The organism is Caballeronia sp. GAFFF2, assembly GCF_023631485.1.
In the GTDB taxonomy this organism is placed as follows: Bacteria; Pseudomonadota; Gammaproteobacteria; order Burkholderiales; family Burkholderiaceae; genus Caballeronia.
The window spans coordinates 1-15,852 of record NZ_JALQDA010000060.1 but is presented as its reverse complement, the minus strand read 5'-3'; the positions used below and the strand labels follow the sequence as shown (position 1 = coordinate 15,852).

The 15,852-nt window shown below is 58.2% G+C and carries 13 protein-coding genes and 4 pseudogenes; 6 read left to right on the top strand and 11 right to left on the bottom strand.

Annotated elements, in window-relative coordinates; all coding sequences use genetic code 11:
• Positions 1-137: 137 nt before the first annotated feature.
• The 9 genes and pseudogenes from NCT04_RS33685 to NCT04_RS33650 all read right to left on the bottom strand — a co-directional run.
• Positions 138-820 (bottom strand): annotated as a pseudogene (locus tag NCT04_RS33685) (transposase); the annotation flags it as partial.
• Between the two features lie 236 nt (positions 821-1,056).
• Positions 1,057-1,302, bottom strand: coding sequence for an IS66 family transposase (locus NCT04_RS34805; protein ID WP_459906074.1), 246 nt, complete (start codon positions 1,300-1,302; stop codon positions 1,057-1,059).
• 269 nt (positions 1,303-1,571) lie between these two features.
• A pseudogene (locus NCT04_RS33680) lies at positions 1,572-1,679 on the bottom strand (transposase domain-containing protein); the annotation flags it as partial.
• A 162-nt stretch (positions 1,680-1,841) separates the two neighbouring features.
• Entirely contained in the window at positions 1,842-2,138 is a 297-nt protein-coding gene (gene tnpB / locus NCT04_RS33675) for an IS66 family insertion sequence element accessory protein TnpB (protein WP_250470145.1), read from the bottom strand.
• 44 nt (positions 2,139-2,182) lie between these two features.
• Positions 2,183-2,602 (bottom strand): IS66 family insertion sequence element accessory protein TnpA, encoded by a 420-nt coding sequence (gene tnpA / locus NCT04_RS33670; RefSeq protein WP_250470144.1) that lies wholly within the window; start codon positions 2,600-2,602, stop codon positions 2,183-2,185.
• Positions 2,603-2,860: 258 nt separating this feature from the next.
• Positions 2,861-3,856, bottom strand: coding sequence for a sensor domain-containing diguanylate cyclase (locus tag NCT04_RS33665; protein WP_250470143.1), 996 nt, complete (start codon positions 3,854-3,856; stop codon positions 2,861-2,863).
• Between the two features lie 112 nt (positions 3,857-3,968).
• Positions 3,969-5,762 carry a sensor domain-containing phosphodiesterase gene (locus tag NCT04_RS33660; protein WP_250470142.1) on the bottom strand — a complete coding sequence of 598 codons (1,794 nt, stop codon included), beginning with the start codon at positions 5,760-5,762 and terminating at the stop codon, positions 3,969-3,971.
• A gap of 355 nt (positions 5,763-6,117) precedes the next feature.
• Positions 6,118-6,372 carry a sensor histidine kinase gene (locus NCT04_RS33655; RefSeq protein ID WP_250470141.1) on the bottom strand — a complete coding sequence of 85 codons (255 nt, stop codon included), beginning with the start codon at positions 6,370-6,372 and terminating at the stop codon, positions 6,118-6,120.
• Positions 6,333-7,556: a sensor histidine kinase gene (locus tag NCT04_RS33650; RefSeq protein WP_250470140.1), complete on the bottom strand. Its 1,224-nt coding sequence runs from the start codon at positions 7,554-7,556 to the stop codon at positions 6,333-6,335. The genes NCT04_RS33655 and NCT04_RS33650 overlap by 40 nt, the downstream gene beginning before the upstream one ends.
• 601 nt (positions 7,557-8,157) lie before the next feature.
• Between NCT04_RS33650 and NCT04_RS33645 the strand changes: the two genes are divergently transcribed.
• Genes NCT04_RS33645 through NCT04_RS33630 form a run of 4 tightly spaced genes read left to right on the top strand, consistent with a single transcriptional unit; the run spans position 8,158 to position 12,924 of the window.
• Complete coding sequence (locus NCT04_RS33645) at positions 8,158-8,691, top strand: Csu type fimbrial protein (protein WP_370652301.1); 534 nt, start codon at positions 8,158-8,160, stop codon at positions 8,689-8,691.
• Between the two features lie 10 nt (positions 8,692-8,701).
• Positions 8,702-9,475, top strand: coding sequence for a fimbrial biogenesis chaperone (locus NCT04_RS33640; protein ID WP_244832087.1), 774 nt, complete (start codon positions 8,702-8,704; stop codon positions 9,473-9,475).
• 6 nt (positions 9,476-9,481) lie between these two features.
• Positions 9,482-11,968, top strand: a complete 2,487-nt coding sequence (locus NCT04_RS33635; protein WP_244832086.1) for a fimbria/pilus outer membrane usher protein — start codon at positions 9,482-9,484, stop codon at positions 11,966-11,968.
• A complete protein-coding gene (locus NCT04_RS33630) occupies positions 11,965-12,924 on the top strand; it encodes a Csu type fimbrial protein (RefSeq protein WP_250470139.1) in 960 nt (319 codons plus the stop codon). Before NCT04_RS33635 ends, NCT04_RS33630 begins: the two co-directional genes overlap by 4 nt.
• Positions 12,925-13,070: 146 nt before the next feature.
• Here NCT04_RS33630 and NCT04_RS33625 read toward each other — a convergent pair whose 3' ends face one another.
• Both NCT04_RS33625 and NCT04_RS33620 read right to left on the bottom strand, forming a co-directional pair.
• Complete coding sequence (locus tag NCT04_RS33625; RefSeq protein WP_250470138.1) at positions 13,071-13,790, bottom strand: helix-turn-helix domain-containing protein; 720 nt, start codon at positions 13,788-13,790, stop codon at positions 13,071-13,073.
• Between the two features lie 203 nt (positions 13,791-13,993).
• Positions 13,994-14,359 carry a hypothetical protein gene (locus tag NCT04_RS33620; protein WP_250470137.1) on the bottom strand — a complete coding sequence of 122 codons (366 nt, stop codon included), beginning with the start codon at positions 14,357-14,359 and terminating at the stop codon, positions 13,994-13,996.
• Between the two features lie 155 nt (positions 14,360-14,514).
• On the opposite strand from NCT04_RS33620, the pseudogene NCT04_RS33615 reads away from it, so the two are divergent.
• Both NCT04_RS33615 and NCT04_RS33610 read left to right on the top strand, forming a co-directional pair.
• Positions 14,515-15,447 (top strand): annotated as a pseudogene (locus NCT04_RS33615) (transposase); the annotation flags it as partial.
• Between the two features lie 31 nt (positions 15,448-15,478).
• A pseudogene (locus NCT04_RS33610) lies at positions 15,479-15,649 on the top strand (IS21 family transposase); the annotation flags it as partial.
• Positions 15,650-15,852: the final 203 nt, after the last annotated feature.

Sequence of the window (15,852 nt, the reverse complement as noted above, 5' to 3'; positions counted from 1 at the left end):
CTGGCAAAGTCAGTACGCGCGGCGTTCGACTGGTCGTCCGCGATGAACCAGTTTGCCATCCTGTTTGGAGAGCGTTTTACCAACGCACGCGGGTGACTCCGCTAACCGCCTCGCACACAAAAATGCGGACAGGTTCCGGCCACGCGACCATCATGTCGCCAATTGTCGTTTCGCACGCCAGGCCGACGCAACAGCAACTGGTGCTCGCGCATCACGCGGTAGACCCGTTTGTGATTGACGCACGGAGCACGGGTCATCTCGCGGCTGCGCCGCAGCAGCGCCCAGATACGGCGGTAGCCGTAGCTCGGCAGACCCGTCACATGCATTCGAATCTCATCGAGCAAGCCCGTATCATCGCGCATCCGGGCGCAGCGACCATCCTGCCAATCGATAGCACGGACCCGTTTTACCGCCACACCAGAGCGCGCCACGCCGAGAACTTCGCAGACCGTTTTCAATGGTCGTCCCCCGGCAGCAAGGGCGAGCGCGCAATCAGGTTTTTTGACCGTCCCCACTCGACCGCCTCGCGGAGAATCTCGTTCTCCATTGTCTTCTTGCCAAGCAGCCGCTGCAGTTCCTTGATTTCCTTGATGGCCGCGACCAGCTCAGACGCCGGAACAACTGTCTCGCCTGCCTTCACCGCTGCCAGACTGCCTTCCCGATATTGCTTGCGCCACGCGAACACCTGGTTCGGGTTCACGCCATGCCGCCGCGCTACTGCCGATACCGACGCGCCGGGAGCCAGTGTCTCCTGCACGATGGCGACTTTCTCTTGCACCGTCCGCCGCCTGCGGCGTTCCGGTTCAGCCAGAATCTCGATGTGTTCCACGTTATGCCTAGTCGTAAAGCTAGTCACAAGACTATCCCAAATTTAAGAGAGTCTTCGTGTCCTGAGATTCAGGGGGCTACTTCACGCACTGTCCGCCTCCCGCAAGATCCGAACAATCTGCTCATCGCTGTATCGACTCTTCTTCATGACGCGCTCCGTATGGATGCGCCGTTATCCTAGATCAGTTCGGTCTCAAGTTACCGGGGCAGGTCAGTAGCGTCGTGTCGTCAACGTGCATGCGCGGCGCCTGCAACTGGTGCGCGCGCAGCGGCGGCAGAAGCGCAGCGAGCAATTGCTGCGGCCAGCGTCCATTCGCACAGCGTGGCCCGCGGCAGGTGAATACCACGGCGCGCATAGCGCATCTCTTGCCGATTCAACGGCAGATGATCGACGTAGGTGCTCACTAGGATGTTTGCGAGCAGACTCGCGCTCGCGTTACTCTTGGGCAGCGGCGAGGGCTGAGCGCTCGCCATCACGATGGTCGACTCGCCATCCTTCTTCGCTGCATACTTGAAGCGGATATGTTCGATGACCGTGAGCCTTGACGGCTCGTAATGCAGCGTCTCGCTACGCCCTTCGCCGATGCGCTCAAGCGCGTCGAATGCGGCCTTCTGTTCGTCGCGCAGGTCATATTCGATGCGCGTGCGTGGTAAGTCCTTTGGCAGCCAGGGCGTCCCCGGCGGGCGTGCCCTGTGACTTGAAACTTCGCTGGCTCGGGAGGAACTGGAATATCTATGGCGGCGTCAAACAGCTCGGCCTGACCGGCCAGCCGCTCAGAGCTCGCGCCGAAGCGTGCGCGATTGAGTTGTGCAATCTGATGCTGAAGGCTCTCCAGTTGCTCCCACAACACGCACGCGAGCCGGTTCTGTTCGAGTGCAAAGGCTTGCAGAGCCTCCAGCTCTAGTGGCAGATCCCGGCAGTGACGGCGGCGGGCAGCATGTCAAGCATGATGCCCAACTCGCGCGACGTTTTACAAGCTTCGGTGAGCGCTGTGCGCGATTCAGGGCAGCGTTTAAGCCACGCGCGTCACCGCGACGGCGCGATGAGGCTTGCGCGCTGGAATCTCAATACCTTCGAGCCACGCATTGAGTTCCGCAAGCGTGAAGCCGCGTTGTGCGAGCGAGGCCGGTGATGGGAAATGTCCGTGTTCAAGTCGTTTGTACCAAAGCGCGAATCCGGTACGGTCCCAATAGAGGCACTTCACCTTCGTGCGGTCACGCCCGACGAACACGAACAAGTTGCCCGAAGCCGGCTTCTGCGCAAGCAGCGGTTCGACCAGATACGACAGAGTGTCGATCGACTTGCGCATGTCGACCGGCTCGCGGCAGATGTAGGCTCGAACATCAGCGGCGATCAGCACCGTGCACCGCAAAGCTGGCCAAGCACGAAGCGCACGATGCGCTCGGCATGCACGCCACTCATTTCGATGCGAACGCCGGCGATCGATAACGTCACGCGATCACGCGTCGACGATGCTGGCGTATCGACTGACGCAGATGATTGTGTCGCTGCAGGCTCACCTTCGAGGCGAGCAATGACAAACGCGGCGTCGGCCGTCACGGCCAGCGGACTCATTGCTGCCGTTTCGCCCGCAAACTTCTTGCGCCACAATCCGAAAGTGCTTACGGCAATGCCTTGTTCGCGACAAAAATGTCGAGTGCCAACGCCGCTCATCTTCCATGCTGCAACCATCTCTCGCCAGAACGCTTCGCCCTGGCGAGGGCGTCGCGTGCGCGTTCGCGCAGCAGCTCGGCCCACCGCGTCGTCGTCCATCGCATCACTCCAACCATTACAATGGCCAAACCTTCGCATCATGCATGCGGAAAATCAAGACGGGTTGCGCTGACGGATACCCATCGCAAAATTCGTTGTCTCGTCCCTAAGCCGTGCATTCGAGTCGCACTGTTCCTTTTCCGGCGCGTTTGGCGACGTAAAGCAGCCGATCGGCTGTTTCAAACGCGCTGGCAGCAGAGCCTGTCGTAAGAGACGCCCCACCAACACTCACCCCTATTTTAACCAAGCTGTTATTTCTCAAGTAAATGGAGTCGAAATGGCTTCGACAATGAGATTGGCAAGCTGATACGTCTGCGAGCAAGTTTTGTTATCCAAAACGAAGGCGAACTCGTCACCGCCCAACCTCCCGATATGGTCGTCAATTCCAGCAAGGGCATTCAGGCGATTTGCTACCGCTTGCAGCAGCTCGTCACCCGCACCATGGCCGAAAGTATCATTCACTGCCTTAAATCCGTCGAGCTCTAGGAACAGCACAAACACTTCCTCTGAGATGCCGCTATCATCGACACGGCGCTTTGAAAGCGTGTCGATAATTTCCATTATCTTGGCACGGTTGTTCAATCCCGTGAGCGAGTCTTTGGTTGCAAGAAACACAATTCGTAGCTGCGCATGGATGAGCGCCGCGGCCGCTCGATAAGCCTTGTCGACGGTAATAAACATGCCGACAATCCAGACGGGGCCTTGGATAGCGATCCACTTCATATGCAGTGCAGGCGAGATCGCACAGGCCGCGAGGAACGGGACGACGATCAAAACAACCTGTAGCTTTGCAAACTTTGGGGCACCGGCGTTGGTAAAAGTTGCGCCGAAAGCTAGGCCGGTCATGACACATGCGCTCATCACGGTAAGCAACATATCTCCTGACATGGCTGTGACGCAGCCAGTCGACCCGATGATCACGGACCATATCAGCCCCGAGGATATGATCCGATGCCGTGTGTAGACGCCTTCGCTGAAATTTTGATGAATCCAACGCGTAACCACGATGCGATTCACTACGCCACACACCGCAATAGCAAAAAGGATAATGCCCGTCAGGAAATCGGAGAAGGCGTAGGTCAGATCGAGACTGACGACGCTGACTCCTCCAAGTACAATCATCTCCGTTCGTCCGACGAGCGTACGGAACAGCTGCTCTTGGATAGCGTCGTTCTCTCGCGCTGTCGGCCGCGAGAGAGATTCGTAGTATTTTCGAATCCGAGTTAATAAAACTTGTTCGACTGACCGTTCCATTTAACGCCCTAAGTACTCATCGATGCACATTGAAGCTGACGACATTTATGTTTGACGATTCATCACGAAGGGAACTGAGCATGCAACACTCGAAGTCACACGTGTCAGCTTGCTACAGCGGCATGACATGCTGCTCGACGTCGAGCCAAGCCGAAAATATGTCTGCCTCCATCGGCCGGCCAGTGAAATAGCCTTGAACTTCGTCGCACCCCCACGCTTTGACCTGCCCGAGTATTTCGGCGGTCTCAACTCCCTCTGCTACGGCGGTGTAACCTAATTCATGGACAAGGCGAATCACCGTCCGAACGATTGTTGCGTCACGCGGGCTGACTGATATTGCTCTGACGAGTGCCTGGTCGATCTTCACGGTTGCCACATCGAGGTGGCTAAGCTGCGCAAGGTTGCTGAATCCGGATCCAAAGTCGTCGATTGCAAGCGCCACGCCAATCTCGCGAAGCCGACCGACTGCTAACGCGGTGCGATCGCAATGGCGCATGAGCGACCCCTCTGTCACTTCGATCTCCAGTCGTTGAGCGCCAACATTGCACGATTTAAGTGTCGATTCGACCAATGGCACAAAATTATCGCGCGTCAAGTCTGACGCGACAGCATTCACTGATACACGGAGTGTCGGATGACTCGATTGCCACATCGCAAGCTGTCTTAACGCCGCAGTGAGCACCCAATCGGTCAATGCGTTGACAAGCGCCGTGTTCTCGACGAGCGGAATAAATTCGCCCGGAGAGATTTCTCCAAGCTGGGGGTGACGCCAGCGCACAAGCGCTTCCGCGCTCACGCAAACACCATCGCTTAACCGGACGCGAGGTTGATAGACGAGACGCAATTGATTTGTTGAAAGTGCATCCTTGAACGAGTTGATCAGGATGAACGCACGATTTCGATGACGTCCCATTTCCAAGTCGTAATACACCGCACGTGTCTGAGTTTCGCGAGCGCGCTCTGATGCGAAAATCAACGCGGCGATCATGTCGGGTGGATTTACGGCGTCGCTAAGTCGAACGACACCGATAGACGGCGTGACATCGATCGGCAGGTCCACGCCCGCAGCTAAAGGCCGTTCGAACGCGCCCGTGATGCAGTCAACGAGCCTCCCAAGTCCGGTACAGGACGCTTCTGTGACGAGACCGTATCGCGCATAGCCGATTCGATAAAGCGTTATGCCCGGACCAAGCGCGTCGGTCAGTCGTTTGGTTGTCTCGACCGCTACGGCGTTGATCGACTCCAATCCGATGGCAACGACCATGCGGTTGATATAGTCCAGCGTACAGACATCGATCAACACCGCCTGCGTCGACGCATGTACAGCCACGCCGTGCTGTTCGTCGCGGAGCGCCAAATCGTCTAGAAAACGCGTCAGATTGGGCAGTCCCGTCACTCTGTCGCGACAGGCCGTCGAGCGCAACGTGTCAATACGCTGCGCAATCAGATTGGCTAACGCTGACAGATGGGATCGTTCTTGAGCGCCGAAAGACGCTCGGGGAGTCGTACCAATGATGCACAGCGTTCCGACGGCGTGGCCGTTGTGTGTCACAAGCGGTGCACCAGCATAGAAGCGGATGAACGGCGATCCGGTGACCAATGGATTGTCATGAAATCGGTCATCGTGGTGGGTATCGAGCACCACCATTGGTTCACGGGCTAAAATCGCATGTGCGCAAAACGACGTTTCCCGGGCCGTCTCGGTGACGTGCATACCAACACGAGATTTGAACCACTGACGGTCCTTGTCTACTAGGGTCACCAGCGAGATTGGCACTTCAAAAATGTCGGAGGCGAGTCGGGTGATGTCGTCAAAAACAGAGTCGGGCGGTGTATCCAAAATACACGCAGAGCGCAGCGTGCTCAGTCGAGCATCTTCATCGAGAGGATAGGGCGGTGCGATCATTGGTTGCTCATGCCAGCGGAGTATCGCTCTATCACCCATATGGAAATCGGCTGTTCCAAGTAAGCGATCGGGCTGCTGCTCCCTCGGTTTCGGAGATTGTTAGATGACCGCAATATCCGGTCACGGCCAAAAATGGAACTCTTTATTCAATGACGGCATTGGATACTAAAACTTAAGGGTATCCACTTCATTTGGTTTGACGGCCTTACCAGCCAAAGGGGACAGCCAACCTGCGCGCTCGGGATTTATTCGATTATTTTTGGAGCGCGTTCCGACAATCTACGAAAAGGTTTTGCGCGCTGCGGTCGTGGAAAAGCGCAACGTGCTGTTCGCAGTAGGGATGAGGTTCTTTGACTCAGATGCTATGGTGCGGCAAATTAATCGTGAATATGCATCCGACACCGGGCCGATTAGTTACCGTCAAGTTACCATCAAACGATTCAATGATCCCTTTAGTGATTGAGAGCCCCATGTCTAAACCACTTTTGTCTTTCGATTGTTGCGTGAAAGGTTGGAACATGGTTGCGGCGCTGCCACGAGGAAGTCCGCCGCAGTGGTCACGTACTTCGATTAAAATGCGGTCTCCTGCCGCGTAGGCGACGAGCTCCACCTCGGTATCGGTTTTGTGAATTTAAAACCGTTTTGCACTAGACTAGTCACTGCGGAATATAATTCGTCGCGGTCTGCCCAAACGGCGAGACCTTGTTCGATTGGCAGAGCCGTAAAAGCAACATCACGAACGTGCGCGGCCAACGTTGCGGCGGGCGCCACATCCTGAATAAATCCCGCCAATTGAAACTTCTCACTCGAAAGCCCTTTGTCCGTCTCTCCTTTAAGTTCGTCAAGTGACCGATTGATCAGGCTGCGTAGACTATCAAGTCCGCGCTGGAGGACTGTGCCTGTTGCGCCGTTAAGATTCAAGTTACCTTTCTTCGCCGCTTCGAACGCTATAGTCGCACTCGACAACGCGTTGCGTAGTTCGTGAACAAGTGCCGCTGTGTCTTCTCGGTCCTGTTTTCCTTGAGCGCTACGATCGGCGTTACCGCGCTGATAAGCGAACTCCATAACCGCCTTTGCGATTGCGTTGTCAAGACAACGGTTTAACGTTTGATATTCATCTACCAGAAACGGGACATCGGGTTCGCGAGCAAGTGCCATGATAACTTGGCAGAGATCGCCGTATTGATGAACGACCTCTTCTATGGACACATTCAAAAGCTGCAGCTTATTTGCGTATTGTCCTGCCGATGCGCCCATCTCGGAAGCGTCGCTCGATCCCAAACTAGGGCCGAATATGGCACGACTTGTTAGCGGGTCGCTGCCCTGTTCTACGCGCAGGGTTACGATCAATTGGTCTAAGAATAACGGGATTCCGGTTTCTAACCGTTCCGAAGCATGAGTGAAAGAAGACCGGGCGACGACGCGAAGTCTGCATCGTTCAATCAGTTCACTTCGATTGTTCGACAGGAAATTGTTCATCATGGCATTTCCCCTACGTTGGTTCACATTTTCGTAAAGCTTAATGGCGCAGCACTTAGTCCCATTTTTTTTAATCGCCGAAGAGCGAATTTTATGTAATAGGCCTCTCGCCCGTACTCGTTGGTCTTGGTTGCACTGTTCGCTTGCTATCAATCGACGCAAAAGATCCGCCCAATGGGCTGTATCTAATCCGGGCATCTGAGTAGTGGCAGAAAGCAGTTCAATCTGTATGATCATTAGCGTAATGTGCTCAATGAGCTCGTCGGCTGCGCGCGCGGAAATTCGATGTGTTTGGACCCTTAAAGAGAAAACCATTTGATTCTCCTTTTGTTGCTCTCTTCGGAGCGATAATCCAGCCTATAATTGGCGCACAACCTATATCGCCAGATATAAAAATGTCTTGCTCATCAAATTGATAAGTCGTTCACTGAAGGTTGCGATTATAGTTGGTTCGAGCGTTAATTGCTCGCGGGGGTGTCCACGCTCCAAACTTTAAAATGATCAGACGGTCAGGACCAGCGACTTAGTGGATGGAGGAAAAATGCCCCAGCCATGCCTCGTGCTCCCAAAATCCGAACGGCCATTTCATTTCCTGCCCCTGAGGCGCATTCTAGGGTAATGGCTAGCTTCGAAGTTGTTTGCCAAACCTCACTCGTCGGCGTTGCTAATGCAACGAGGCTTCAGTAGATGAGTGCTTCGTAGGGTATTTGACTTCGAGCGTCTTCGATCTGGTCAACGCGGGGGCGAGCGTGCTCTCGGCAGTGCTAGGACAGTCAAGTTTTGGTAACGCAAACGAAGTTTCGATAGAAAACTTCGATGGCTTCGGACTTAAGAGGATTGTTGCTTGGCCGTTAAGGAAGCAGGGAGCGGCCGTTAATCTGGTGGCTCCGCACACACACGCATATTCGGAGAAATAATGCGGAAAAATATTGAGAGAACCGCGCGATTGGTCCGTCGCGCAGGTGAGATCGCGCTCGTCCTCACACTGGCAAGCGGTTTACCCCTAGCAGCAGAGGGCGCGACATCTAAGACGGCGACGTTCACCGTGTCGCTGACCATTCAAGCCGATTGCGACATCACCGCCAATTCGCTCGATTTCGGCTCGACGGGCATTATCCAGACAAACATCGACCAAACAACCACGGTCAACGTGACCTGCACGAAGGGCACGGCCTACAACATCGGGCTGGATCAGGGCTCGGTAAGCGGCTCGGCCGTGGCGACGCGTCTTCTGGGCGGCATGGGTTCACCCAATCCGACAGTCAACTTCGGCCTCTATCGCGACTCGGCGCGCACTCAGAACTGGGGCCAAACGATCGGCACCGATACGCTCTCGGGCACCGGCACCGGCTCCTCGCAAGCCCTCACCGTCTATGGCCGAGTGCCGACGCAAACCGCCCCGGCGGCGGGCGCCTACACGTCGACCATCACGGCGACGGTTACATTCTGAGGCCCCGGCGATGTCCTTTTTCCGTTCTTTCAAGCTCGCGGCCGGGGCGCTTGCCGTGGCGCTCGCCGTGCCCGCGCATGCCGGTGCGCTGCAGGTTTCGCCCATCCGCGTCGATCTTTCGCCCGAACAACCCGCCGCCGTCATGAAGCTGCAGAACCGCGGCAGCGAGACCATCACCGCGCAAGTGCGCGTGTTCGGCTGGTCGCAAACGCTCGACGAAGACCGTCTCGACGAAGCGCGCGGCATCGTTGCAAGCCCGCCGATCATCAGCATTCCTGCCGGTGGCGAGCAAACCGTACGCATCTTGCGCACGAGCCGCGAAGCGCCGCGCGGCGAGGAGACGTATCGCCTGCTGGTGGACGAGATTCCGCAAGCCGAAACCGCCCGCACGACTGGCGTGCGCATGCAGTTGCGCTATTCGGTGCCCGTCTTCGCGAACGCCACGTCCGGCCCCGCCACGCCTAAGGTCGATTTCACGCTGGAGCGCGCAAGCGCCGGCGCCGATCCGAAAGCCGCGCCCGCGCGCCTGATGTTGCGCGCCGCCAATGCCGATGCGCTGCACGCGCAACTGAGCCAGGTGCGGATCGAATGGCCGGACGGCCGCGTCACCGAAATGGCGCCGGGACTCCTCGGTTACGCGCTGGCGCACGCGACACGCCAATGGCCTGTTGCGGATGCCGCCAGCACCGCAACCACCGCCACCGTGCACGCGACCATCAACGGCACGCCCGTCTCGACGCAGATCTCGCTCGCTAGCCCGCTCGTCGTCTCGTCGGCGAAGTGACGTGACGTGAAGGCCGGTCATGTCGAGAGCCGCAAAAGGCGCGGCGGCAGGCGCGCGCGTGCGCGTCTGCCGTTCGTGCTCGCGGCGAGCGCCAGTCTCAGCATGGCGGTGAGCGCCGCGTGGGCCGCGCAGATGGTGACGTCGCCCGTGGCATCCGCCAGCGCCAGTGCTGCCAGTGCTGCCAGCGCGGCCAGCGCGGCGAACCCCAAACGCGATGGCGTGCTCTATCTGGAAGTGGTCATCAACGACATCTCCACGGATCAGGTCGCGCAGTTTTTCATGGTGGACGGTGCGCTCCACGCCATGCCGCGTGAGCTCGCGGAGATCGGCATCCTCGCGGGGGAGACGCCCGTGGATGCGCAAGGCCGCGTGGCGCTTGCGACCATCGCCGGGCTGTCGTATGCGTACCGGCCGGAACTGCAGCGCATCGATATCCGTGTCAGCGACGCGCGCCGTGTGCCGTCCACACTTAACGACGGCTCGTTGCGCCGCCCGACGACCTCCACGGCCACCGGCGCGCTTATCAACTATGAATTCACCGCGCAGCCCCAATACGAGTCGCGCTACGCGCTCTTCAGCGAGGAGCGCTTGTTTTATCCGGGCGGCACCTTCAGCAACACCGGCACCGCTTACCGATACGGCGAACGCACGGGCTACACGCGCCTCGATACGTCGTGGCGGCGCTCGAACCCCGACACGATGATCACCACCCGCATTGGCGACACGATCAGCTCGTCGCTCTCCTGGACGCGCGCGGTGCGTCTCGGCGGCGTGCAGGTATCGCGCGACTTTTCGCTGCGTCCCGACCTCGTGACTTATCCGGTGCCGACGCTCGGCGGCTCGGCGGCCGTGCCCACCGCCGTGGATCTCTACGTGAACAACGTGCGTCAATACAGCGGTCAGGCGCCATCCGGCCCGTTCGTCATCAATGCGGTGCCGGCGGTGACGGGCGCGGGCGAGGCAACCATCGTCACGCGCGATGCACTCGGCCGCAACGTGATGACCACGGTGCCGCTCTATATCGACGCGCGTCTGCTCGCCACCGGTCTCACCGATTTTTCGATGGAAGGCGGCTTTCTGCGCCGCAACTATGGTTTCGAATCGCTCGGCTATTCGGGCGAGCCGTCGCTGTCCGCGTCGCTTCGCCATGGTGTTTCCGAACGTTTCACGGTCGAGGCACATGCCGAAGCGACGCGTCACATCGTCAATCTGGGCGTGGGCGGCCTGATCCGCGCGGGCGCAGCGGGCGTGGTCAACGTCTCCGTGGCGGCAAGCACGGGCAAGAGCACGGTACAGACCATCGGCTACGAGGGCGGCGTTCCCGTCGCGGGATCGACCACCACCGGCGCGGGCGCGCAGTTCAGCGCAGGCTGGCAGTACCGCGCGCCGCTTTTGTCCGTCGACATGCAAGTGCAGCGCGCAACGTCGCATTACGGCGATCTGGCCTCGAGCGAAGGCGCGCCCGCGCCGGCATCGACCGACCGCGCAACGGTGGCCGTGCCCTTGCAGATCGTCGGCCAGCCGGGCGCAGTGAGCATGACATACGTCGGCGTCAACGATAGTTACTCGGGCCGCGCGCGCATCGGCTCGCTCGCGTATTCGTCGTCGATAGGCGGGCGCGTCGCGCTCTCGGCAAGCGTCTATCGCGACTTCGGCACGACGCGCAATGCGGGGCTCTTCATCGCGCTCAGCATGCCAATCGGCAGCAGCATGAACGCGAGCGTGAGCGGCGGTTTCGACCAGCATTCGCCGCTCATGAATGCCTCGCTCTCGCGCACGCCGGATTACGACGGCGGCTTCGGCTGGCAAGTGCAGGGCGGCCAGCAGAACGGCAGTGTGCAGGGACTCGCGCAGGGCACGTATCGCAATCGTTATGGCGATGTGATCGGCTCGGTGTATCAGAACCGCGGACGCACGGCGACCGAGCTCGACGGCTCCGGCTCCATCGTGCTGATGGCAGGCGACGTGCTCGCGGGCCGCCGCATCGACGACGCCTTCGCCGTGGTCGATACGAACGGCGTGGCAAACGTTCCCGTGCTGCACGAGAACCGGCTGATCGGCAAGACCAATGGCGCGGGTCATCTGCTGGTGCCGAACCTGCTCGCCTACGATTCGAACCATCTCGCCATCGACCCGCTCGGACTGCCCGCGACCACGTCGATCAGCGCGACGAGCCTGAACATCGCGCCGCAAGCGCGCGCGGGCGTGCTGGCGCGCTTTTCCATCGAGCACTTCAGCGGCGCGCAGCTCAAGCTCGTCGACGACAACGGCAAGCCCTTGCAGCCGGGCGCGCACGCCATCGTGAGCGCAAGCGGCAAACAATACCTCGTGGGCTATGATGGCCTCACCTTCATCGACGATCTCAAGGCGCAAAATCATGTGTTCGCTCAATGGAATGCCGGTTCCTGCGAAGCCGATATCGCGTTCGCGCCGCAAACCGCTCAGTCGCTCGAAACGCTCGGGCCGTTCGTCTGCCATGCGGTGACGCGATGAAACTGCTTCGTCATGTGATTGCGCTGATCGTGTTCGTGCTTTGCGCACTGGCCGCGGGCAACGCGCAAGCGCAGGTCTGCACGGCTATATCGACGGGCATGAGCTTCGGCTCGTACAGTCCGGTGACGGGAACGCCGAGCGCGAGCGCGACCATCGCCATCAAATGCTCCGGGCTGCTCGCAAAGTTGCGCGTGTGTGTCGCGCTCGGGCCGGGCGTCGGGCAGACGAGCTATGCGCCGCGGTACATGACGAACGGCGTGAGCACGTTGCAATACAACCTCTATAGCGATTCGGCGGGCACAAGCGTGGTCGGCTCGATCTTTGGTCCCTATGCTCCCGCGTTTTACGATTTACCGGTGAACGCGGGCGCGGTGAACACGACCGTGACTGTGTACGGCAAGATACTGCCGTCACAATCGAGCGTGCAGGCGGGCAGCTTCGGCGCCACGTTCGGCAGCACGGCGATTGTCGGCTATCAGACGCTGCCGACCACCGGCACGTTTCTCGACTGCCTCGCGCTACCGGTTTTATCCGGGTCTTTCTCGTTTCCCGTGACGGCGAACGTCATTAACGACTGCACGATCTCGGCGTCGAATATTGACTTCGGCTCTAAGGGTCTACTCTCCTCGACGTTGACGGCGGCGGGCAGCTTATCCGTGGCCTGCACCAATGCGGGTGCGTATGCCATTTCGCTTTCGGCGGGAAACGGCGTCAACGCGACATCCGCGACGCGCTACATGACGCTCGCCGGCGGCAGCGACAAGATCGGCTACGGGCTGTATCCGAGCGCATCGTATTCGGTACCTTGGGGCGATGGCACGTCGGGATCGACGACCGTAAGCGGCACTGGCAACGGCGCGACGCAAACCATTCCGGTGTATTCGCGCGTGCTGCCGCAACCGACACCGCCGCCAGGCAGTTATAGCGATACGGTGATCGCGACAATCATTTTTTGAGACGTCCGGATCATCTTGCGCTCTCGAATCGACCTGTGCGCAACGCAATGAGAGATGAGCGCTGAAAAGCACCGATCGAAGTGAAAGTATCGCTGAGCGCCAAAATCGTTTATTCGGCATTTTCCTGCTCATTATGACAGTCGGCGCTAACCAGCTCCAATACTGCGCAGGCGTTCGAAATCCCGGATGCGAACGGCTTTGCCCTTCGCATCGATGAGGCCGATCTTGTCAAAACGTGACAGCGTGCGACTCACGGTTTCGAGGGTTAAACCAAGGTAACTTCCGATATCGTCGCGCGTCATTCGGAGTGTGAACTCATCCGCTGCATAACCGCGCTTGGCGAGCCGTGCGGACAAATCGAGCAGCAAGCGCGCAACGCGTTCGTCCGCGCGCAACATGGCGAGACGCAGGGCGTGATCCGACTCGCGATTGATCGCCTGTCCGAGCATCCGTAACACGCGTTTTTGCAGCGTCTCCATCTCGCGGCATATGCGCTCAAAAAGCGAATACGGAATGACGCACACAGAGCTATCCTCGAGCGCAATTGCGTCGTAGGTGTGCTGGCCGTCGCCAATACCGTCGAGCCCAAGTGGGTCGGCTGCAAGCATGAGGCCGGTGACCTGTTTGCGCCCGCCGTCACGGATCGCAACGGTTTTGAGCGAGCCGGAGCGCACCGCGAAGAGCGCGTTAAATGCGTCGCCCGCGCGGAAGAGCGCTTCGCCGCGCCGTACCAGGTGCGCGGCCGAGATCACTTGTTCGAACTTACCGATGTCACGAGCACTAAGCCCTTCTGGCACACAGAGATGGCGCACTACACAGGTGGAGCACCGTGGGGGATCGCGCCGCGCGCGGATCGCGTCGGACATGGCGGCTGTTTATTTGATTAAAGACAACTAATTGTCTCATGATTTTGCCGTTTTGCCGGGCGTCAAGATGACGCGCTCGGTAGCTATTTCTATAGTTATCGATCGCGCCACGGACCATACCATGTCCCTGCACAATGCGAAAGCGGGTCTTATTCCCGAACTGAGCGAACAACTCGGATGGAAAAGATGCGTCTTATAGCGGTTCAAATGACCAAGAAGTCAACCTGCGTGCGGGACTCGCCGCGTTCTTGGATGCGGACCGCGTGGTTCCCATGAACCTCAAACGGTTCGATCCGTTGAACCCTCACGACGACTTGATACAAATGCTTGTGGAAAACGGGCATTTCGTTTTCCCGTCCGAGCAACATGGAGGTCGCAGCCGAAGACGGCCACGAATCAAAGTAAAGATCAACGATGGTAACGTAGTCGTTGCGGCTGTAGCGCGGCTCGTTAACTCGCCGCAAGCTGGATCGACGACGATGATGTAAAGGCTTGGAAGAGCGCGAGGGGGCGGTTTTCACGCTAGTTCTTTCCAGTGGCAAACTTCCAAGGTTGGGAAAAGCAGCCATGACGTTTACGCCATCCGCGGAAAGCAGAAGGAAACGAGTCCGCTAGGGGTTGGCTCCGGGTGTTGGACCGTGAACCTCTGCAATCGGTCCAGATAGTGTCAAAACGCATTTTGAGACGCTAGATTTTTGCTGTGTAACCAAAGGGAGTGCGCAAAGTGAAGCGGTTCGTTCAAGGCGACGATCGTAACCAGAGCTTCTGCTGCCCGAAGCACTTGAGGACTACGTGACGGACACGAATCCAGTGTGCGTAATCGATGTCTTTGTAAATGAACTTGATTTTGATGCTCTCGGGTTCGATCGCATTCAATCTGCGTCGACCGGCAGGCCGTCTTTATCATCCTGAGGTGCTGCGTAAGATCTATACCTACGGCTATCTTAATCGCATTCAGTCCAGTCGTCGTTTTGAACGTGAGGCGCAGCGAAACATCGAACTTATGTGGATCACGGGTCGACTTGCGCCCGACTTCAAAACCATAGCTCGGTTCCGGACGACAACAGCAGACGTATTCGCGATGTTTGCCGTCAGTTCGTAATGCTATGCCAGCGTCTGGACCTCTTCTCTAAAGTAATCGTTGCGATCGACGGTAGCAAGTTCAAGGCGGTGAACCATCGCGACCGCAACTTCACGAACGCCAAGCTCGAACGGCGCATGCGTGATATCGAGTCGAGTATTGCTCGATATCTCCAAGCGCTCGACACGGCTGATCGTCAGGAGCCTGCGATCGTGAAGGCCAGAACAGAGCGGCTGAAAGACAAGATCGCAGCCTTGAAGGAATAAATGCAAGTTCTCAAGAAGATTGCGGTCCAACTCAAGGGCACGCGACGGACAAGTATGGCTCACGGATCCCGATGCGCGATCAATGAAGACGCGAGGCACCGTAGTCGTTGGCGACAACGTGCAAACAGCGGTGGACACGAAGCACCATCTAATTGTCGCGCATGTCGTCACCAATGACGGGTTTGACCGCGATCATTTAGCGTCGACACCCAAGCTTGCTCGTGCGGAGATGGGGGTTGAGAAGCTCACGGTATTTGCGGATCGTGGCTATTGCAAAAGCGAGGAAACAATTGCGTGCCATCAGGCTGGAACCTGCTCCCTTTTTTGCGGGAGAAGCGCCGATGCCGACACCTCGGATGAGCATGCGCAAATCGAAGGAAGTCCTGCGACTCAAGTGGGCGTGTGGCCTGACGCATCGGCAGATCAGCCGCGCCATCGGCATCAGCTTCGGGGACGTGTCGAAGTTCGCCGCGCAAGCTAGCCAGGCGGGACTCGACTGGGCCGTTGTAGAAGTGCGTTAATTCTGCTACTGGGTGCACTAATTCGCTAATGCAGCGTAGTTAGGGCAATTGGGAATGTCTGCGGGGCATTCGCTTCCCAGCGAAAGTAGTCGTTCCGCATGACATCCCCGCAGCACATGGAACAGCCCCGTGAAAGACCGGACACAGTCTCCCACTTACAATAGCGGGTAGGCATAAGACTGTGTATATGACTA